The sequence below is a fragment of the Streptomyces sp. NBC_00250 genome (assembly GCF_036192275.1).
Lineage (GTDB): Bacteria > Actinomycetota > Actinomycetes > Streptomycetales > Streptomycetaceae > Streptomyces.
Genome location: NZ_CP108088.1, coordinates 2,205,873 through 2,224,388 on the forward strand (window position 1 = coordinate 2,205,873; position 18,516 = coordinate 2,224,388).

The 18,516-nt window shown below is 71.8% G+C and carries 19 protein-coding genes; 10 read left to right on the forward strand and 9 right to left on the reverse strand.

Annotated elements, in window-relative coordinates; genetic code table 11:
* Window positions 1–10: 10 nt before the first annotated feature.
* Window positions 11–796 (forward strand): electron transfer flavoprotein subunit beta/FixA family protein, encoded by a 786-nt coding sequence (locus tag OG259_RS09915; protein ID WP_266898155.1) that lies wholly within the window; start codon window positions 11–13, stop codon window positions 794–796.
* A 39-nt stretch (window positions 797–835) separates the two neighbouring features.
* Complete coding sequence (locus tag OG259_RS09920) at window positions 836–1,792, forward strand: electron transfer flavoprotein subunit alpha/FixB family protein (protein WP_328941934.1); 957 nt, start codon at window positions 836–838, stop codon at window positions 1,790–1,792.
* A gap of 92 nt (window positions 1,793–1,884) precedes the next feature.
* Here the strand turns inward: OG259_RS09920 and OG259_RS09925 are convergent, their stop codons facing one another.
* The 5 genes from OG259_RS09925 to OG259_RS09945 all read right to left on the reverse strand — a co-directional run bounded on the left by OG259_RS09925 (window position 1,885) and on the right by OG259_RS09945 (window position 5,377).
* A complete protein-coding gene (locus OG259_RS09925; RefSeq protein ID WP_328941935.1) occupies window positions 1,885–2,274 on the reverse strand; it encodes a hypothetical protein in 390 nt (129 codons plus the stop codon).
* A gap of 143 nt (window positions 2,275–2,417) precedes the next feature.
* Window positions 2,418–3,125, reverse strand: coding sequence for a TetR family transcriptional regulator (locus OG259_RS09930; protein WP_266898152.1), 708 nt, complete (start codon window positions 3,123–3,125; stop codon window positions 2,418–2,420).
* 147 nt (window positions 3,126–3,272) lie between these two features.
* Window positions 3,273–4,034 carry an SDR family NAD(P)-dependent oxidoreductase gene (locus tag OG259_RS09935; protein WP_328941936.1) on the reverse strand — a complete coding sequence of 254 codons (762 nt, stop codon included), beginning with the start codon at window positions 4,032–4,034 and terminating at the stop codon, window positions 3,273–3,275.
* A gap of 206 nt (window positions 4,035–4,240) precedes the next feature.
* Window positions 4,241–4,711, reverse strand: a complete 471-nt coding sequence (gene cynS, locus OG259_RS09940; protein WP_328941937.1) for a cyanase — start codon at window positions 4,709–4,711, stop codon at window positions 4,241–4,243.
* Window positions 4,712–4,786: 75 nt separating this feature from the next.
* Window positions 4,787–5,377: a carbonic anhydrase gene (locus tag OG259_RS09945; RefSeq protein ID WP_328941938.1), complete on the reverse strand. Its 591-nt coding sequence runs from the start codon at window positions 5,375–5,377 to the stop codon at window positions 4,787–4,789.
* Between the two features lie 95 nt (window positions 5,378–5,472).
* Here OG259_RS09945 and cynR point away from each other — a divergent pair, with 95 nt between their 5' ends.
* The 4 genes from cynR (at window position 5,473) to OG259_RS09965 (ending at window position 8,530) form a co-directional block, all read left to right on the forward strand.
* Entirely contained in the window at window positions 5,473–6,405 is a 933-nt protein-coding gene (gene cynR / locus OG259_RS09950) for a transcriptional regulator CynR (protein WP_328941939.1), read from the forward strand.
* 151 nt (window positions 6,406–6,556) lie between these two features.
* Window positions 6,557–7,120, forward strand: a complete 564-nt coding sequence (locus OG259_RS09955) for a GlcG/HbpS family heme-binding protein (protein WP_328947040.1) — start codon at window positions 6,557–6,559, stop codon at window positions 7,118–7,120.
* A gap of 33 nt (window positions 7,121–7,153) precedes the next feature.
* The gene (locus tag OG259_RS09960) at window positions 7,154–7,771 is read left to right on the forward strand and encodes an ankyrin repeat domain-containing protein (protein ID WP_328941940.1); all 618 of its coding nucleotides are present in this window, start codon (window positions 7,154–7,156) and stop codon (window positions 7,769–7,771) included.
* An 18-nt stretch (window positions 7,772–7,789) separates the two neighbouring features.
* Window positions 7,790–8,530, forward strand: coding sequence for a protein kinase domain-containing protein (locus OG259_RS09965; protein WP_328941941.1), 741 nt, complete (start codon window positions 7,790–7,792; stop codon window positions 8,528–8,530).
* Window positions 8,531–8,549: 19 nt separating this feature from the next.
* On the opposite strand, the gene OG259_RS09970 is transcribed toward OG259_RS09965, so the two are convergent.
* On the reverse strand, window positions 8,550–9,695 hold the full coding sequence (locus tag OG259_RS09970; protein WP_328941942.1) for an acyl-CoA dehydrogenase family protein: 1,146 nt from the start codon (window positions 9,693–9,695) through the stop codon (window positions 8,550–8,552).
* Between the two features lie 115 nt (window positions 9,696–9,810).
* Here OG259_RS09970 and OG259_RS09975 point away from each other — a divergent pair, with 115 nt between their 5' ends.
* From OG259_RS09975 to OG259_RS09990, 4 genes are all read left to right on the forward strand, one after another.
* Window positions 9,811–10,416, forward strand: a complete 606-nt coding sequence (locus OG259_RS09975) for a TetR/AcrR family transcriptional regulator (RefSeq protein ID WP_189806881.1) — start codon at window positions 9,811–9,813, stop codon at window positions 10,414–10,416.
* A 113-nt stretch (window positions 10,417–10,529) separates the two neighbouring features.
* The gene (locus tag OG259_RS09980) at window positions 10,530–11,213 is read left to right on the forward strand and encodes a TNT domain-containing protein (RefSeq protein WP_328941943.1); all 684 of its coding nucleotides are present in this window, start codon (window positions 10,530–10,532) and stop codon (window positions 11,211–11,213) included.
* Complete coding sequence (locus tag OG259_RS09985) at window positions 11,210–11,479, forward strand: hypothetical protein (RefSeq protein WP_328941944.1); 270 nt, start codon at window positions 11,210–11,212, stop codon at window positions 11,477–11,479. Before OG259_RS09980 ends, OG259_RS09985 begins: the two co-directional genes overlap by 4 nt.
* Before the next feature lie 206 nt (window positions 11,480–11,685).
* Window positions 11,686–13,032 carry an ROK family protein gene (locus tag OG259_RS09990; protein WP_443051941.1) on the forward strand — a complete coding sequence of 449 codons (1,347 nt, stop codon included), beginning with the start codon at window positions 11,686–11,688 and terminating at the stop codon, window positions 13,030–13,032.
* Between the two features lie 138 nt (window positions 13,033–13,170).
* Here the strand turns inward: OG259_RS09990 and OG259_RS09995 are convergent, their stop codons facing one another.
* The 3 genes from OG259_RS09995 to pucD form a co-directional block, all read right to left on the reverse strand.
* A complete protein-coding gene (locus tag OG259_RS09995; RefSeq protein WP_328941946.1) occupies window positions 13,171–14,307 on the reverse strand; it encodes an XdhC/CoxI family protein in 1,137 nt (378 codons plus the stop codon).
* A gap of 43 nt (window positions 14,308–14,350) precedes the next feature.
* Window positions 14,351–15,817 (reverse strand): NCS2 family permease, encoded by a 1,467-nt coding sequence (locus OG259_RS10000; RefSeq protein ID WP_328941947.1) that lies wholly within the window; start codon window positions 15,815–15,817, stop codon window positions 14,351–14,353.
* Between the two features lie 299 nt (window positions 15,818–16,116).
* Window positions 16,117–18,516 (reverse strand): xanthine dehydrogenase subunit D, encoded by a 2,400-nt coding sequence (gene pucD / locus OG259_RS10005; protein WP_328941948.1) that lies wholly within the window; start codon window positions 18,514–18,516, stop codon window positions 16,117–16,119.

Sequence of the window (18,516 nt, forward strand, 5' to 3'; positions counted from 1 at the left end):
GAGCCAGGCCGTGACCCTGAGGATCGCTGTCTGTGTGAAGTACGTACCCGACGCGACCGGCGACCGCGGTTTCGCCGACGACCTGACCGTCGACCGCGACGAGGTCGACGGCCTGCTGTCGGAGCTCGACGAGTACGCCGTCGAGCAGGCCCTGCGCATCTCGGAGGAGTCCGACGACGCCGAGGTCACCGTCGTGACCGTGGGCCCGGACGACGCCAAGGACGCGCTGCGCAAGGCGCTGTCGATGGGCGCCGACAAGGCCGTCCACGTCAACGACGAGGACATCCACGGCTCCGACGTCATCGCGACCTCCGCGATCCTGGCCAAGGCCCTGGAGAAGACCGGCTTCGACCTGGTCGTCTGCGGCATGGCCTCGACCGACGGCACCATGGGCGTGCTGCCCGCGCTGCTCGCCGAGCGCCTGAGCCTGCCGCAGGTCACCCTGCTCTCGGAGCTCTCCGTCGAGGACGGTGTCGTGAAGGGCCGCCGTGACGGCGACGCCGCCACCGAGCTCCTGGAGGCCCCGCTGCCGGCGATCGCCTCGGTCACCGACCAGTCGGGCGAGGCCCGTTACCCCTCCTTCAAGGGGATCATGGCCGCCAAGAAGAAGCCGGTCCAGGAGCTGGACCTGGACGACCTGGACATCGACGCCGACGAGGTGGGCCTCGCCGGGGCCTGGACCCTGGTCGACGCCGTGGCCGCCCGCCCTGCCCGTACGCAGGGCACGATCGTCACGGACGAGGGCGACGGCGGCAAGCAGCTCGCCGCCTTCCTCGCCACCCAGAAGTTCATCTGACCGACCGTCAGCCTGACACCCACACAGGAGCAACGAATCATGGCTGAGATCCTGGTTCTCGTGGACCACGCCGACGGTGCGGTCCGCAAGCCGGCCCTCGAACTGCTGACCCTGGCCCGCCGCATCGGCGAGCCCTCGGCGGTCGTGCTCGGCGCCGGCGAGGCCGCGGCCTCGATCGCCGCCACCGCCGGCGAGTACGGCGCGGCGACCGTGTACGTCGCGGACGGCGCCGAGTTCACCGAGCAGCTGGTCGTGCCGAAGGTCGACGCGCTCACCCAGCTCGCCAAGGAGAAGGGGGCCGCCGCCGTCCTGGTGACCTCCTCCGGCGAGGGCAAGGAGATCGCGGCCCGTGTCGCGCTCCGCCTCGGCTCCGGTCTGATCACCGACGCCGTCGAGCTGGAGGCCGGCGAGAACGGCCCGGTCGCCACCCAGTCCGTCTTCGCCGCCTCGTACCAGGTGCGCTCGACGGTCACCCACGGCGTGCCGGTCATCACCGTCAAGCCGAACTCCGCCGCCCCGGAGGCCTCTTCGGCCGCCGGTACGGTCGAGGACGTCACCGTCGCCTTCACCGGCAACGCCGCCAAGGTCGTCGCGCGCACCCCGCGCGTCTCCACCGGCCGCCCCGAGCTGACCGAGTCCGCGATCGTGGTCTCCGGCGGCCGTGGTGTCGGCGCGGCCGAGGGCTTCGCGGTCGTCGAGAAGCTGGCCGACTCGCTCGGCGCGGCCGTCGGCGCCTCCCGCGCCGCCGTGGACGCCGGCTGGTACCCGCACTCCAACCAGGTCGGCCAGACCGGCAAGCAGGTCTCGCCGCAGCTGTACGTCGCGGCGGGCATCTCCGGCGCGATCCAGCACCGGGCGGGCATGCAGACGTCGAAGACGATCGTCGCGGTCAACAAGGACCCCGAGGCCCCGATCTTCGACCTGGTGGACTACGGCGTGGTCGGCGACCTCTTCGAGGTGCTGCCGCAGCTGACGGACGAGATCGGCGCCCGCTGACCCGTCCGCGTCGATGACGCAGAAGGGGCGGGTGGTGGCACTCTGTGCCACCACCCGCCCCTTCTCGTTTCTTCCGAACCGGATCCGGCGGATCAGATCCACCCGTCGAGGGGGACCTCCTCACAGAGCCGGACGACCGGCCTGCGACCGGTCACGCCGACCCCCGAGGAGACCTTGACCCGGACGCCGGGGCGCACCGCGTGCAGCGGCCCGTCGACCCGGCAGCGGACGGTGAAGCCCTCCGACATGTACACCGGCCAGAGGTCGGCATCGGCGGCGGCGACCCCGCGCCGTACGGAGATCACGCCCTCGCCCTCGCTGAGTTCGGGGTTGAGATCGGTCGACCCGCAGGTCGGACAGAGCAGTCGCTGGAATGTCGTGTTGCAGCACCAGCGGCAGCGCTGGAAGTAGAGCTCGGCGTCGGGGCCCGCCTCCTCGGCGGCCTGGACGGCGGTCCCGCTCCTCAGTCCCGTGTGGAACACGATGCCTTCTCCTTGCACTCGGCGGCTCGACCGTGCATGGAGCAAAGATATGGCACTGAGTGCCATCAAATAAAGACCTGAGTTCCCTCAATTAGAGATACTGAGATCCCCTGCGTCGATCACCGGCCCACCGGCGGTTCCTCTCAGCTCTCGCCGAGGCTCGATTCCACCTCGCGCACCACGCGCCACATGGGGGTGGACCGCTTGGTGATCACCACGACGACGTCCTCGGTCTCCTCGGCCGGCGCGTCCACGACCGCGTCGGGGCTCCAGGTGGCGCGCACGAACTCCAGGGCACTGTCGACCTCCGCCAGCGGGTCGCCCTCGCCGCCCGAGCGCAGCCAGTGCCGCAGGGCGTGGTTGTGGGCGGCGACCACGGCCGCCGCGGCCACGTTGGCACGCAGGGTGCCGTCCCTGCGGTCGGCCCAGCGGGTGCGCAGATAGTCACCGAGGGTCTTCTCGTAGCGCCAGACGACCGAGAGTTCGTACGTGCGCAGTCCGGTCACCTCGCGGGTGAGCCGGTAGCGCTGCACGGAGAAGGTCGGGTTCTCGGCGTACATCCGCATGACGAGCCGGGCTGCGCCGCAGACCCGGACCATCGGGTCGTCGGAGTCGGCGCTCGCCGCGAGGAAGCGGGTCATGTCGGCGAGGCACTGCTCGTGGTCGGGGAAGACCACGTCCTCCTTCGACGGGAAGTACCGGAAGAAGGACCGCCGGCCGACGCCCGCGAGGGTGACGATGTCGTCGACCGTGGTCTGCTCGTAGCCCCGCTCCAGAAAGAGCTGGAAGGCCGCGGCGATGAGGGAGTCCCGCATCGCGGGCTTCGTGGAGTTCGTCGACGCTGTTCCCATGGCCCGAACCTAACACCCGGACGACCTCGACGCGGCACTAGGTGCCGGACGAATCCGGCACCCAGTGCTACCCAGAGGGTACGGAGGCTCAGCGGGCGCTCGGCCGCCGGGCCGCGGGCACGGTCGGACGCCGGCCCGCGGGCACGCTCAGCGGGCGGTCATCCGGAGCGCGCCGTCCATCCGGATCGTCTCGCCGTTGAGGTAGTCGTGCTCGGCGATCATCGTCACCAGGCGGGCGTACTCCTCCGGGCGCGCGAGGCGCTGCGGGAAGGTGACGCTCGCGGCCAGACCGGCCCTCACGTCCTCCCCGAACCCGGCCATCATCGGGGTGTCGACGATGCCGGGGGCGATGGTGACGACCCGGACGCCGAACTGCGCCAGGTCGCGGGCGGCGGTGACGGTCATGCCCGCGACGCCCGCCTTGGACGCGGCGTAGGCGATCTGGCCGACCTGGCCCTCGAAGGCGGCGATGGAGGCGGTGTTGACGACGAGACCGCGCTGTCCGTGCTCGTCGGGCTCGTGCCGGGCGATGGCCTCGGCGGCGAGCCGCATCACGTTGAACGTACCGATCAGGTTGACGTTGACCACGGCCCGGAACAGGTCGAGGTCGTGCGGTCCCTTGCGGCCCAGGATGCGGGCGGAGGGAGCGATGCCCGCGCAGTTCACGGCGAGCCGCAGCTCGGCGCCGTCGGCGTCGATCGCGGCGAGGGCCTCGCGGACCTGCTGCTCGTCGGTGACGTCGGCCGCGAGCAGCCGGACGCCCTCGGGCAGCGGCCCGGCGGCGGCCACGGCCTTGTCCAGGTCGAGTCCGTAGACGGTGGCGCCCCGGGCGGCGAGCGCCGCGGCGGTGGCGGCGCCGAGACCGGAAGCGGCACCGGTGACGAGAGCGGCGGAGCCGGCGATGTCCATGGAACTCCTCGTTCGTGTCGTGCGGGTGCGACCCTGCCGCCGGGTTGGCCGCCGGATCGGGCGCGTGCCCGCGGAGGACCGCGCGGTCCGCGCGATCTGCGCCGCCCACCATAGAACCGCAGGCCGCGCCCCCGGAAGCGGAACCAGGAGGCCCGCCCGGGAGCGCGTCGGCACGACCGGTGAGGTGCCGCTTCGGCGGGTCCCGGTCAGAAGGGCCTGGTCGGCAGGTACTTGCCGTCGAGCGTGATGACCGCGCGCTCCCCGCCCTCGGGGTCGGCGACCTTCTTCACGTCCAGCGTGAAGTTGATCGCGGAGATGATGCCGTCCCCGAACTCCTCGTGGACCAGGGCCTTCAGCGTGGTCCCGTACACCTGGAGCATCTCGTGGAAGCGGTAGATCGTCGGGTCGGTCGGGATGCCGCCGTCGATGGAGCCCCGGGTGGGGATCGTCCGCAGCAGGCGCACCGCGTCCTCGTCGAGGCCGAGGAGCTCGGCGACGGCCCTCGCGGACGGCTCGGGCAGGGCGTGCTGGCCGAGGACGGCGGCGGTGGTGAAGGCGACGGAGAGACCGGCGGCGTCGGCGATCTGCCGCCAGCTCAGGTCCTTGACGGTCTTGGCCTCGACGGCGGCGACGGCGAGCGCGTGACGGGCGGTGGGGTCGAACTGGGCGTGCACCACGAGAGGTACGTCCTTCCAGGGAGGGGGTGGGGCTTTCGGGGGACTTTCGGGGGGTTCGGGGGTTGTGGGGGGGGCTCAGGCGGCGTGGGGGACGACCCCGGGCAGCTCCTCGACGGTGCCGTCGGCGATGTCGAAGACCCAGCCGTGCAGCCGTACGTCCCCCTCGGCGAGGGCGCGGGCCACCGAGGGATGGGTGGCCAGGTTCGCCAGCTGCACGGCGACGTTCTCCCGTACCAGGGCGGCCACGTCCCCCGCCCGCCCGGCGGCGGTACGGGCGAGCGAGGCGTCGGCGTGCCGCAGCCAGGCGGCGACGGCGGGCGCGCCCCTGAGGTCGCGGCGCTCGGCGAGCGCGGTCATGGCGCCACAGGCGGAGTGCCCGCAGACGATGACGTCCCGTACGCCGAGGACGGTGACGGCGTACTCGACCCCGGCGGCCACTCCGTCGCCGTCCGGGGTGTGGGCGGGGACGAGGTTTCCGGCGGTGCGGATGACGAAGAGTTCACCGGGGTCGGTCTGGGTGATGAGTTCGGGGACGACCCGGGCGTCCGAGCAGCCGATGAACAGCGTCCCGGGCCGGTGGGCGGTGGCGAGGCGGGCGAAGAGGCCGGCCTTGGCAGGGAAGACCTCCCGCTGGAAGCGGGCGATTCCCTCGGCGAGATGAGGCATGCCCTCACCCTGCACGACCAGGGTGTATAGCGTCCAAGACCCAGTATCGATCTCTGCCATAGATGACATCTATATCTGGCTCTACACTCGATGCCATGCAGCCGGAACTCCGTCATCTCCGCTATCTGCTCGCCGTCGCCGAGCACGCCAACTTCACCCGGGCCGCCGAGGAGCTCCGGATCGCCCAGCCCACGCTCTCCCAGCAGATCAAGCAGCTGGAGAAGGCCCTCGGGGTGCTGCTCCTGGACCGCGGCGGCCGCACCGTGCGCCTCACCGACGCCGGGGAGGCCTACGCGGGCTACGCCCGGCGCGCGCTCCAGGACCTGGCGGCGGGCGAGCGGGCGGTGCTCGACGTGCACGACCTCTCCCGTGGCCGGCTCCGGCTCGCCGCGACCCCCACCTTCACGTACCTCACGGGTCCACTGGTCGCCGCCTTCCACACCCGGCATCCGGGCATCACCGTGGAGGTACGGGAGTCGACCCAGGACCGCATCGAGGCCGAACTCCTCGCCGACCGCCTCGATCTCGGGATCGCCTTCCAGGGCGACCACCTGCCGGGCATCGAGGACACCGCGCTCTTCACCGAGACCCTCGGCCTCGTCGTGGGCCCCGGCCACCCCTTCGCCGGCCGGACCGAACCCGTACCGGCCGAAGAGCTGAATCACCGTCACCTCGCCCTGCTCAGCCAGGACTTCGCCACCCGTCGGCACGTCGACGCGTACGTCTCCGAGCACGGCCTCCGGCCGCGGATCGCGGTGGAGGCCAACGCCGTCAGCGCGCTCACCGAGATCGTCCGCCGCACCGCCCTGGCCACCGTGCTGCCCGACGCCGTCACCCGGGACCACCCGCATCTGACCCCCGTACCGCTCTCCCCCGCCCTGCCGCCCCGGGGCGTCACCCTCCTCCGGCGGGCGGCCGACTACCGGAGCGCGGCCACGCGCGCGTTCACCGAGCTGGCGGCGCGTTGGGACGAGGGCCAGGGAGGCGTCCTGCCCCCGGAAGGCCAGGAGGGTCAACCGATCGGATGACCCCGGGGTCCACCGTTGCGGGCGCCGGAGACAGCCGGGACGACGACCGGCGACGCGGGGGGACGGCTCCAGGATGGAAGGGAAGCGGGCCACGGAGCACCGACGGCCCCCGCAGTCCACCGAGTTCACTGGAGCAGACCCCATGAAGCACGTGAAGAAGACCTCGCGCACCCGTGTCGTGACCGGTGGCGCGATCGTCGCCGCGCTCGCCCTCGGTGGCTTCGGGGCCTACTCCGCCAGCGCCACCGGTGAGAACACGGCGGCCGCCCCCGCCGCCGCGGTCGCCAAGGCGGACGCCGAGAACAAGAACACCACCCGCTCCACGCACCTGACGATCGAGGCCGCAACGAAGGCCGCGCAGGCGACCCTCGACGCCGCCGAGAAGGAGAACCAGCGCGTCTCCGTCGCCGTCGTCGACCGCAACGGCAACACCATCGTCACCCTCCGCGGCGACGGCGCGGGCCCGCAGTCCTACGAGTCGGCCGAGAAGAAGGCGTACACCGCCGTCTCCTGGAACGCCCCGACCTCCGTCCTCGCCGGCCGCCTCGCCCAGGCCCCGAACCTGAAGGACATCCCCGGCACCCTCTTCCTCGCCGGTGGTGCCCCGGTGACCGCCAAGGGCGCGCCCATCGCGGGCATCGGTGTCGCCGGCGCCCCCTCGGGCGACCTCGACGAGAAGTTCGCCCAGGCCGGCGTCGCCGCCCTCGGCAAGTAACCGACCCCCCGCCCGCGCCCGAGGAACACCGCCATGAACGCGATCGACGACACCCTCCTGGCGGCCGCCACGCACGGTGACACCGTCGCCGTCCGCACGGCCCTCGCCGCGGGCGCCAGGGTCGACGCCCGCGACCGGCGCCGCCGCACTCCGCTGCTGCACGCCGCTCGGCGCGACCACGTCGCCGCCGCGCGGGTCCTCCTCGCCGCGGGCGCCGACCCGAACGCCCAGGACGACCGGTGCGACAGCCCCTGGCTGGTCACCGGCGTCACGGGCGGCGTCACGATGATGCGGACCCTGCTCGCGGCGGGCCCCGACCTGACGCTGACCAACCGGTACGGCGGTACGGCCCTGATCCCGGCGGCCGAGCGGGGCCATGTGGCCTACGTCCGCGCCGTCCTGACCGAGACGGCCATCGACGTCGACCACGTCAACCGGCTGGGCTGGACGGCCCTCCTGGAGGCCGTGATCCTCGGCACGGGCGGCCGTGACCACCAGGACGTCGTCGCCCTCCTCCTGGCGGCGGGCGCCGACCCCGAACTCCCGGACCCCCACGGGCAGACGGCCCTGGACCACGCGGTCCGCCACGGTCTGACGGGGATCGCGGCCCTCCTGAGACGCCGACACCTGTGCCGTACAGGGCAGTTCTGAAAGACTCGGCGTTCGGGGGTGCACATCGACACGGTCGTCTACTACCAGGTGACCGACGTCAGGGCCGCGACCTACGAGGTCGCCAGCTACATCCAGGCGATCGAGCAGCTCACCATCACCACCCTGCGCAACATCATCGGCGGCATGGACCTGGAGCGGACCCTGACCTCCGGCGAGGAGATCAACGCGGCCCAGCAGGTCCTGGACGTCCACGGCCCGCTGCCCGCGGCCACCCTGCGGGCGCCGGCGCTCGGTGTGGCCGAGGCCCTTGAGGCCATCCACGCGTGCGGCATCGTCCACCGGGACCTCAAGCCCGGCAACATCCTCATCGCGGCCGAGGGCCCCCGCGTGATCGACTTCGGCATCGCGCGGGGCGCGGACGCGACCGCGCTCACCCGCACCGATTTCGTCATCGGTACGCGCGGGTTCCTGGCTCCGGAGCAGATGGCGGGCGGTCCGCCGACCGCCGCCGTCGACACCTACGCGTTCGGCATGGTGCTGTGCCATGCGGGCGGGGCGGCCTCGGCCGTCGGGGGCACGGTCCTCGACGGCGCTTCGCGGCTGCTGCCCGCCGACCTCGCCGCCGTGGCGACCGCCTGTCTCAGCCATGATCCGGCGGGCCGTCCCTCCCCCACCGAGATCCTGCGCAGGATCGGCGACACCGACGGGGAGGATCCGTCGGACTGGCTGCCGCCCGCCCTGCGCACGCTGGTCGGCCTGCACCAGGCCTCCACCGTGACCGCCGCGCCCCCGGAGTGACGGCGGCAGACGGAGGCGGCTAGGCGACGAGCCCCCGGCTGATGACCAGGCGCTGGATCTGGTTGGTGCCCTCGAAGATCTGGGTGATCTTCGCTTCGCGCATGTAGCGCTCGACCGGGAAGTCGCGGGTGTAGCCGTAGCCGCCGAGGACCTGGACGGCGTCCGTCGTGACCTTCATGGCCGTGTCCGTGGCGATGAGCTTGGCCGCGCTGGCCTGGCGGCTGAAGGGGCGGCCGAGGTCGCGGCGGCGGGCCGCGTCCAGGTAGGTGGCGCGGGCCGCGTCGACGGCGGCGGCCATGTCGGCGAGGAGGAAGCCGAGACCCTGGTGGTCGATGATCCGCCGGCCGAAGGTGGTGCGCTCGTTGGCGTACGCCACGGCGGCGTCGAGGGCGGCCTGGGCGAGGCCGGTGGCGCAGGCGGCGATGCCGAGGCGGCCGCTGTCGAGCGCGCTGAAGGCGATCTGCAGACCCTGGCCCTCGTCCCCTATGAGCCGGTCGGCGTCGAGGAGCGCACCGTCCCAGTAGGCGGAGGTGGTGGGGACGGCCTGGAGGCCCATCTTGCGCTCGGGGGAGCCGAAGCTGAGTCCTTCGGTGGCGCCGGGGGCGAGGAAGCAGGAGATGCCGTGGCTGCCCGGCGCGGTCCGGGCGAAGAGGGCGTAGAAGTCGGCCTTGCCGCCGTGGGTGATCCACGCCTTGGTGCCGGTGATCCGGTACCCGCTGCCGTCGTCCTGCCGCTCGGCCTTGCAGGCGAGGGCGGCCGCGTCGGAGCCGGCCTGCGGCTCGGAGAGGCTGTAGCCGCCGATGGTGCGGCCCTCCAGCATCTCGGGCAGCCACCGCTCCTTCTGCCCGGCGGTGCCGAAGGTGTGGAGCGGGTGGCAGGCGAGGGTGTGGACGCTGGTGGCGACGGCGACGGCCGCCCAGCGCGCGGCCAGCTCCTCCAGGACCTGCAGGTAGACCTCGTACGGCTGGCCACCGCCGCCGTACTCCTCCGGGTACGGCAGGCCGAGGAGCCCGGCCTCGCCGAGGGTCGTGAAGAGTCCTTCGGGATAGGTCTCGGTGGCCTCGTACTCGTCCACCCGCGGAGAGAGCTCCTTGTCGGCGATCTCCCGGGTGAGGGCGATGAGGTCCGCTGCCTCGGGGGTGGGAAGCAGGCGGTCGACATCCATGGCGTCTCCATCGGCGCGCAAAGTGGTACTGGGGCAGGTACTGCAGTACCGGTTAGCGTAGCGCAGAAGGGTGTGGCCGTAACCCCCCGGAACGTCGGCCTGGAATACTGGCCGCGTGATCGAGACCTCAGCCGCCGACGCCCCGAAGCTGACGGGCCGCGGTGCGGCGCGCCGCTCCGCCCTCTTCGAGGAGCTCGTCGCCCTCCTCGTCGGTGAGGGCTTCGCCCGGCTGACGCTCGACGACCTCGCCGCCCGCCTCCGCTGCTCGAAGCGGACCCTGTACGGCCTGGCCGGCAGCAAGGAGCAGCTGGTCCGGGCGGCGGTCGTGCACTTCTTCCGGCGCGCCACGGCCCGGGTCGAGGCGGTCCTCGCCGCCGCGACCGATCCCGCCGAGCGGCTCGCCGCCTATCTGCGGGCGGTTTCGGCCGAGCTGGCGCCGGTCTCGCCGCAGTTCTTCGACGACGTGGCCGCGTTCGAACCGGCGGCCGAGGTCTACGAGCGGAACACGCGCGCGGCGGCCGGCCGGGTCCAGCAGCTCATCGAGGAGGGCGTCCGCGCGGGTGTCTTCCGCGAGGTGCACGTGACCTTCGCGGCCGACGTCATCTCCTCGGTGATGGTGCGCATCCAGCGCCGCCAGGTGGCGGCGGCGACCGGTCTCGCCGACGCCGAGGCGTACGAACAGCTGGCCGAGCTGCTCCTCAGCGGTCTGCGCAGGGCCTGAGGCCCCCGCGGTACGAATGGCCGATTTCCGTCCCCACGTACGGTCACTCCACGCAGCTGATCCACTACTGTATGCCGCGCCATCGAACACCCCTCTTCCAGGGAGACCTCCGCGTGGAGCGCAGCCGTACCGCCTTCAGGATCCGTGCCGTCCTCGCCACCTTGGGCGTCACCGCCGCCCTCACCGCCGCCCCGGCGGCGCAGGCCGCGCCGGCCGAGAAGCCCGTCGCCGCACCCCCCGCCCAGTGCACCGGGGAGTTCCAGGGCGACAAGCGGCTCGGCCCGAAGTTCCTGCCGAAGAAGTGGCAGGAGCCGGTGGGTCCGCTGCTCAACCGCTACCACCGGACGGGGAAGCTCTCGTCCGCCGACTTCCTCAAGAAGTACTGGGAGGGTCCGGCCGACACCGGCAGCTGGAAGTACCCGCCGAACGACGGCTTCGGCGAGGTCAACGGAACCGTCGACAAGGCGCCGGAGCTGCTCCAGGAGGGCGAGCGCCTGGACCGCTTCGGCTCGGAGTTCGGCTCCTACCTGGCCCCGGCCGGTGACGCCTACGCCAAGCGCGCACTGCCCCCGCAGAACCTCAACACCCGGGACGCGGCCTTCCCCTGCGACTATCACCTGTACGAGGTGACGCGGGCGTTCGTGGTCTGGGAGGGCTCCATCGCGCCCTGGTTCGAGCAGCCGGGCGGCGGCCGCCAGATCAAGCTGGACCCGGCGTTCCTGAACCCGGGCGAGGGCCAGCGCCTCAGCGTCAAGTGGCTGCTCGACAACGGCTATCTGGTCCGCGTACCCGCGTGACAGACCGCGCGGACCGCACCGGCGGCACCGACCGCCGGGCGCTGGAACGGGCACTCCGGGAGGCCGGAGTGCCCGAGACGTACTACTGGATCGAGGGCGTCCACGAGCCGGCGCCCACCCCGCCCGACTTCGTCTATCTGCGGACGGAGCCGGGCGGTGGCGGCTGGGAGACCGGAGTGTACGAGCGGGGCGCGTACGAGCCGGTCGCCACGCACCCCACGGAGGCGGCGGCCTGCGACCACCTCCGGACGCTGCTGGGCGGGTAGCGTGCGGCGGGCGGGGACGAGATCCGCGTACCGCCGCCCGCTCGCCCTTCACGATCCTCGGCCGGGTGTCGACGTGGACGTGGACCTGGACCTGGACCTGGACCTGGACGAAGCCTCCCGCGTTCAGGTCCTGAAGCCCTCCCCGGCTTATTTCAGGATATGAGTTAAACCTCAAGAGAAGAACGCGCCGAGGGTCCCGCAGAGGTATGTTGCGCTCAGGACTACTTCACCTGGGGGCCCAAGTGACCATGCGGAACGGCCGCACCGTGCGTGACCTACGACGCGAGAACCGCACCGCCGTCCTTCAACGCCTCTACTTCGACGGGCCGCTGAGCCGCTTCTCGCTCGGCCCCGCGACCGGTCTCAGCTCCGGCTCCATCAGCAACGTGGTCGCCGAGCTCGTCGCGGAGGGCCTGGTCGAGGAGGCGGGCAGCGTCGACTCGGCCGGCGGGCGCCCCCGTACCCTGCTCCGGATCACCCCGGACAGCGGCTGCATGATCGGCGTCGATGTCGGCGAGACCCGGGTCCGGATCGAGCTGTTCGACCTCACCCTCACCGAACTCGCCCGCACCGAACGCCCGTTGGCCATCGACAGTCCGAACCCCCACGACCGGTACGAGGTCGGGGTCGTCGTCGGGCACGTCCGGGAGGCCATCGCGGAGGTGCTGCGGATCGCGGACGTGCCCGCCGAGCGGCTGCTCGGGGTCGGCGTCGGCGTGCCGGGCATCGTGGCGCGCACCGCCGAGGACGGGGCGGTCGTGCACGGCCAGACGATCGGCTGGGACGCGGTCCCCCTGGAGCGGCTCCTGCGCGAGAGCGTGGACCTGCCGGCCACCGTGCCGTACTGGATCGACAACGGTGCCAAGACCCTCGGCCAGGCCGAGATGTGGTTCGGCGCCGGGCGGGGCGCGCGCAGCGCGGTGGTGGTCCTCTTCGGCTCGGGCGTCGGCGCGTGCGTGGTCACCGACCCGATGGGGCCGGGCCGGGCGATCGAGTGGGGTCATCTGACGGTACGGGTCCGGGGGCGGCGCTGCCGCTGCGGCGCCCAGGGCTGCCTGGAGGCGTACGCCGGAGCCGAAGCCCTCCTGGAGCGGTGGCGGGAGGCAGGTGGAGTGCCCCCGGCGGGCGCGGACGAGGAGACGGCGCTGACGGCGATGCTGGCGGCGGCGTACCCGGCGGAGGCGGGGGCGGAGCCCGACGCCACCGCGGTCGCCGTCCTGGAGGAGACCGCCGAGTACCTGGGCGCCGGATTCGCCGACCTCATCAACCTCTTCCAGCCCGAGCGCATCCTGGTCGGCGGCTGGGCGGGCCTCCAGCTCGGCGCCCGGTTCCTGGAGACGGTCAAGGGGTACGCGAGCGAGTACGCGCTCGCGTACCCGGCGGCCCGGGTCGGCATCGCCATGGGCACGCTCGGCCCCGACGCGGTCACGGTCGGCGCGGCGATCCTGCCGCTCGCGGACTTCTTCGGCCGGGGCGGGCGGCGGGCCGAGGCGGAGACCGCCGAGGAACAGCCGGCCTGGGCGTCGACCGTACGGGACAGGGCGGCGCACTGAGCGTGCGCCGCCCACGGCCGCGTCCGGCGGCGCCGGACGCGGGGAAGGACTCGTCGCCGCCGAGGTCGTCCGCCGGTGGCCGAGCAGCGGGTGGTCGTCCGGCCGGCTCGGGAACCGGTCTGTCCCGTACTCGACCGGCTAGGCGACGGAGCCTATGCGCCCCGCCGGCTCGCGGGGGCCGTCGTGGTGGATCGGGGTGTGGGCGCCCGTGAGGGAGAGGCCCGTGCCGCCGCGGCGGTTGGCGACGATTTCCGCGCCGATCGACAGAGCCGTCTCCTCGGGCGTACGGGCCCCGAGGTCGAGGCCGATCGGGGAACGCAGGCGGGCGAGCTCGATCTCGGTGACGCCTACCTCACGGAGGCGCTTGTTGCGGTCCTCGTGGGTACGGCGGGAGCCCATCGCGCCGATGTAGGCGACGGGAAGCTTGAGGGCCGCGTGGAGCAGCGGCACGTCGAACTTGGCGTCGTGCGTCAGGACGCAGAGCACCGTACGGCCGTCCACCTCGGTGGACTCCAGGTAGCGGTGGGGCCATTCGACGACGATCTCGTCGGCCTCCGGGAAGCGGGCCGGCGTCGCGAAGACGGGCCGCGCGTCGCACACGGTGACGTGGTAGCCGAGGAACTTGCCGACCCGGACGAGGGCGGCGGCGAAGTCGATGGCGCCGAAGACGATCATGCGGGGCGCCGGGACCGAGGACTCGACGAGCAGGGTCAGCGGCTGTCCGCAGCGGCTGCCGTCCTCGCCGATCTCCACCGTGCCGGTGCGGCCCGCGTCGAGCATCGCGCGGGCCTCGCCCGCCGCGGTGCGGTCCAGCTCGGGGTGGCCGCCGAGCGTCCCCTCGTACGAGCCGTCGGGGCGGACCAGGAGGGCCCGGCCCATGAGGTCCTCGGGGCCGGAGACGATCCGGGCCAGGGCTGCCGCCTCCCCCGTGACGGCGGCGGCCAGGGCGGCGGGGAAGACCCCGCCGCGGACCGGGGTGACGAGTATGTCGATGATGCCGCCGCAGGTCAGACCGACCGCGAAGGCGTCCTCGTCGCTGTAGCCGAAGCGCTCGACGACGGTCTTCCCGTCTTCGAGTGCCTGCTGGCAGAGGTCGTATACGGCACCCTCCACACACCCGCCGGAGACCGAGCCGATCGCCGTGCCGTCGCTGTCGACGGCGAGCGCGGCGCCCGGCTGCCGGGGCGCGCTCCCGCCGACCGCCACGACGGTGGCGACGGCGAACTCGCGTCCCTGCTCGACCCACCGGTGCAGCTCTTCGGCGATGTCCAGCATCTCGAACTCCTCGATATGTGTGTGGAGGGCGACGGTAAGGGCGTCAGTTGACGCCCAGCCAGCTCTCGAGCGGATGGATCGCGAAGAACACGATGAAGATCGCGGTCAGGCCCCACATGAAGGCGCCCACTTCGCGTGCCTTGCCCTGCGCCGTCTTGATGACGGTGTAGGAGATGACGCCGGCCGCGACACCCGTGGTGATGGTGTACGTGAAGGGCATCAGGACCACGGTGAGGAACACCGGGATCGCGACGGAGCGGTCGCTCCAGTCGACGTGCTTGGCGTTCTGCATCATCATCGCGCCGATGACGACCAGGGCGGCGGAGGCCACCTCGGCCGGGACGATCGCGGTGATCGGGGTGAAGAAGAGGCAGGCCGCGAAGAACGCGCCGGTGACGACGGAGGACAGACCCGTACGGGCACCCTCGCCGACGCCGGTGGCCGACTCGACGAAGACGGTCTGGCCGGAGCCGCCGACGCCGCCGCCGATGACACCGCCGGCACCGTCGATGAACAGCGCCTTGGAGAGGCCGGGCATCCGGCCCTGGGAGTCGGCGAGCTTGGCCTCGGAGCCGACGCCGATGATCGTGGCCATGGCGTCGAAGAAGCCGGCGAGCACCAGAGTGAAGATGATCATGGTGATCGTGATGTAGCCGACGTCACCCCAGCCGCTGAAGGACACTTCGCCGATGAGCGAGAAGTCCGGCGTGGAGACCGCGCTGCCGTTGAGCTCCGGCGGGCCGGCGAACCAGGCCTTGGCCGGCAGGTCGCCGACGGCGTTGACGACGGCGGCGATGATCGTGCCGGCCACGATGCCGATGAGGATCGCGCCGGGCACGTTGCGGGCCTGGAGCGCGAAGATCAGCAGCAGGGTGAAGGCGAAGATGAGGACCGGCCAGCCGGCCAGCTCACCGGCCGGGCCGAGGACGACCGGGCCACCACCGGGAGAGGGGTTCTCGTGGACGAAGCCCGCCTTGACGAAGCCGATCAGTGCGATGAAGAGACCGATGCCGATGGTGATCGCGTGCTTGATCGCCAGCGGGATCGCGTTCATGATCATCTCACGGAGGCCGGTGACCACCAGGAGACAGATCACCACACCGTAGGCCACACACATGGCCATGGCCTGCGGCCAGGTCATGACGGCGATGACCTGCGAGGACAGCACGCCGGAGACACTGAGACCGGCTGCCAGGGCGAGCGGGACCTTGCCCCAGAAGCCCATCAGCAGGGTGGTCACGGCGGCGGCGAGCGCGGTCGCGGTGATGAGTGCGGGCTGGCTGAGGACGTTGCCGTCCACATCCTTGCCGCCGAGGATCAGGGGGTTGAGCAGGAGAATGTACGCCATCGCCATGAAGGTGGTGACGCCGCCGCGGATCTCCGTCGCGACGGTGGATCCTCTCTCCGAGATGTGAAAGTACCGGTCGAGCCAAGAGCGGCCGGCGGGGACGTTCGAGCCGGAGCCCGCGTCCTCCGAAGCGGTCTTGGGCTCCACAGACGACTGGGTCATGGGGCCTACTCCCAAGGTTCAAAGGGGCACCCGCGTCAGACTTCGAAGGACTTCTGATCTGGTGAAGAATGCGGGATTTGGGATGATGCGTGGGCTGCACGACCCGGGGGACGGCCCGAGGCGAACGGAATGGATCGGCACTGCGGTACTGCTGGGTACCTTCTGGTTTTCCGCGGTACTGCTGATGGTGCTGGTACTGCTGGGTGGTGCTATTACTGCGGGTACTGCTGGGGTTACTCCGGGCGGTACGGGCGGGGAAGTGTGACGTTCCTGGGGAGGCACGGACCGCCCGGAGAGTCCTACAGGGTGCCGGTGAGCGCCTCGGGGCGGACCGGCGTCTTGTTGAGCTCCAGGCCCGTCGCGGCCCGGATGGCCGCGAGGACGGCCGGGGTGGACGACAGGGTCGGGGCCTCGCCGATGCCCCGCACGCCGTACGGCGCGTTGGGGTCGGCCAGTTCGAGGTAGTCGACCGGGATGGTCGGCGTGTCGAGGATGGTCGGAATCAGGTAGTCCGTGAAGGAGGGGTTGCGCACCTTCGCGGTCTTCGGGTCGACGATGATCTCCTCCATCACCGCGACGCCCAGGCCCTGGGTGGTGCCACCCTGGATCTGGCCGACGACGGAGAGCGGGTTGAGCGCCTTGCCGACGTCCTGGGCACAGGCCAGTTCGATGACCTTGACCAGGCCGAGCTCGGTGTCGACCTCCACCACCGCGCGGTGCGCGGCGAAGGCGTACTGGACGTGACCGTCGCCCTGGCCGGTGACGAGGTCGAAGGCCTGGGTGGGGCGGTGCCGCCACTCCTCCTCGACCTCCACGGCCTGGCCCTCCAGGACGTCCGCGATGGTGGCGAGGGCCTCGCCGCCGTCGGTGACGACCTTGCCGCCCTCCAGGAGGAGTTCGGCGTTGGCCCACGCCGGGTGGTACGAACCGAACTTGCGCCGGCCGATCTCCAGGACCTTCTCGCGGACGATCCCGCAGGAGTTCTTGATGGCGCCGCCGGTCATGTACGTCTGACGGCCCGCGGAGGTCGAACCGGCCGAGCCCACCTGGGTGTCGGCGGGGTGGATGGTGACCTGCTGGACGCCGAGCTCGGTGCGGGCGATCTGCGCGTGGATGGTGACACCGCCCTGGCCGACCTCCGCCATCGCGGTGTGGACCGTGGCGACGGCCTCGCCGTTGATGACCTCCATGCGGATCTTGGCGGTCGAGTAGTCGTCGAAGCCCTCGGAGAAGCCGACGTTCTTGATGCCGACGGCGTAGCCGACGCCCCGCACGACGCTCTCACCGTGCGTGGTGTTGGACAGGCCGCCCGGCAGCGCGCGGACGTCCGCGCCCTCGCCGGCGGTCTCCCACTGGCGCTCCGGCGGCAGCGGGCGGGCCTTGACCCGGCGCAGGAGCTCGGCGACCGGGGCCGGCGAGTCCACGACCTGGCCGGTCGGCATGATCGTGCCCTGCTCCATGGCGTTGAGCTGGCGCAGTTCCACCGGGTCCATGCCCAGCTTCGCCGCGAGCTTGTCCATCTGGGCCTCGTACGCGAAGCAGGCCTGGACCGCGCCGAAGCCGCGCATCGCGCCGCAGGGCGGGTTGTTGGTGTAGAGGCCGATCGCCTCGATCTCGACGTCCTCGATGACGTACGGGCCGACCGAGAGGGACGAGGCGTTGCCGACGACCGATGCCGTGGACGAGGCGTAGGCGCCGCCGTCGAGCACGATCTTGCACTTCATGTGCGTGAGCTTGCCGTCCTTGGTGGCGCCGTGCTCGTACCAGAGCTTCGCCGGGTGCCGGTGGACGTGCCCGAAGAAGGACTCGTAGCGGTTGTAGACCATCTTGACCGGCTTGCCGGTGCGCAGCGCGAGGATGGACGCGAGGATCTGCATGGAGATGTCCTCGCGGCCGCCGAACGCGCCGCCGACGCCGGACATCGTCATCCGGACCTTCTCCTCGGGCAGGCCGAGGCAGGGGGCGATCTGCTTGAGGTCCGAGTGCAGCCACTGGGTGGCGACGTACAGGTCGACGCCGCCGTCCTCGGCCGGAACGGCGAGGCCGGACTCGGGGCCGAGGAAGGCCTGGTCCTGCATGCCGAAGGTGTACTCGCCGCTGACGATGACGTCGGCCCGCTTGGCGGCCTCGGTCGCGTTGCCGCGGATGATCGGCTGGCGGTGCACGATGTTCGGGTGCGGGACGTGACCGGAGTGGTGGTCGTCGCGGTTCTCGTGGACCAGGATCGCGTCCGGAGCGGTGGCCGAGGCCTCGTCCGTGATGACCGGGAGCTCCCGGTACTCGATCTTGATCTTCGCGGCGGCGCGGCGGGCGGTCTCCGGGTGGTCGGCGGCCACGAGGGCGACCGGCTCACCGTGGTGACGGACCTTGCCGTAGGCGAGGACCGGGGTGTCCTGGAACTCCATGCCGTAGTTCTTCGCGGCCGGCAGGTCCTCGTGGGTCAGGACGGCGTAGACGCCGTCCATCGTGAGGGCCTCGGTCGTGTCGATGGACACGATCTCGGCGTGCGCGACCGTGGAGCGCAGGATCTGGCCCCACAGCATGTCCTCGTGCCACATGTCCGAGGAGTACGCGAACTCGCCGGTGACCTTGAGGGTGCCGTCCGGGCGGAGCGTGGACTCGCCGATGCCGCCCTTGACGTGGTTCTGCGTGACGTCGGTGGGCGTGCCCACCGGAACGGTGCGTGTGTTCTGAGCCAT

Coding starts and splice junctions, on each gene's coding strand:
- OG259_RS09970 (WP_328941942.1), bottom strand. CDS start 9,695: ATGGATGTCGACCGCCTGCTTCCCACCCCCGAGGCAGCGGACCTCATC.
- OG259_RS09945 (WP_328941938.1), bottom strand. CDS start 5,377: ATGCCTCATCTCGCCGAGGGAATCGCCCGCTTCCAGCGGGAGGTCTTC.
- cynR (WP_328941939.1), top strand. CDS start 5,473: ATGCAGCCGGAACTCCGTCATCTCCGCTATCTGCTCGCCGTCGCCGAG.
- pucD (WP_328941948.1), bottom strand. CDS start 18,516: ATGGCTCAGAACACACGCACCGTTCCGGTGGGCACGCCCACCGACGTC.
- OG259_RS09990 (WP_443051941.1), top strand. CDS start 11,686: ATGTTGCGCTCAGGACTACTTCACCTGGGGGCCCAAGTGACCATGCGG.
- OG259_RS09930 (WP_266898152.1), bottom strand. CDS start 3,125: ATGGGAACAGCGTCGACGAACTCCACGAAGCCCGCGATGCGGGACTCC.
- OG259_RS09995 (WP_328941946.1), bottom strand. CDS start 14,307: ATGCTGGACATCGCCGAAGAGCTGCACCGGTGGGTCGAGCAGGGACGC.
- OG259_RS09935 (WP_328941936.1), bottom strand. CDS start 4,034: ATGGACATCGCCGGCTCCGCCGCTCTCGTCACCGGTGCCGCTTCCGGT.
- OG259_RS09960 (WP_328941940.1), top strand. CDS start 7,154: ATGAACGCGATCGACGACACCCTCCTGGCGGCCGCCACGCACGGTGAC.
- OG259_RS10000 (WP_328941947.1), bottom strand. CDS start 15,817: ATGACCCAGTCGTCTGTGGAGCCCAAGACCGCTTCGGAGGACGCGGGC.
- OG259_RS09920 (WP_328941934.1), top strand. CDS start 836: ATGGCTGAGATCCTGGTTCTCGTGGACCACGCCGACGGTGCGGTCCGC.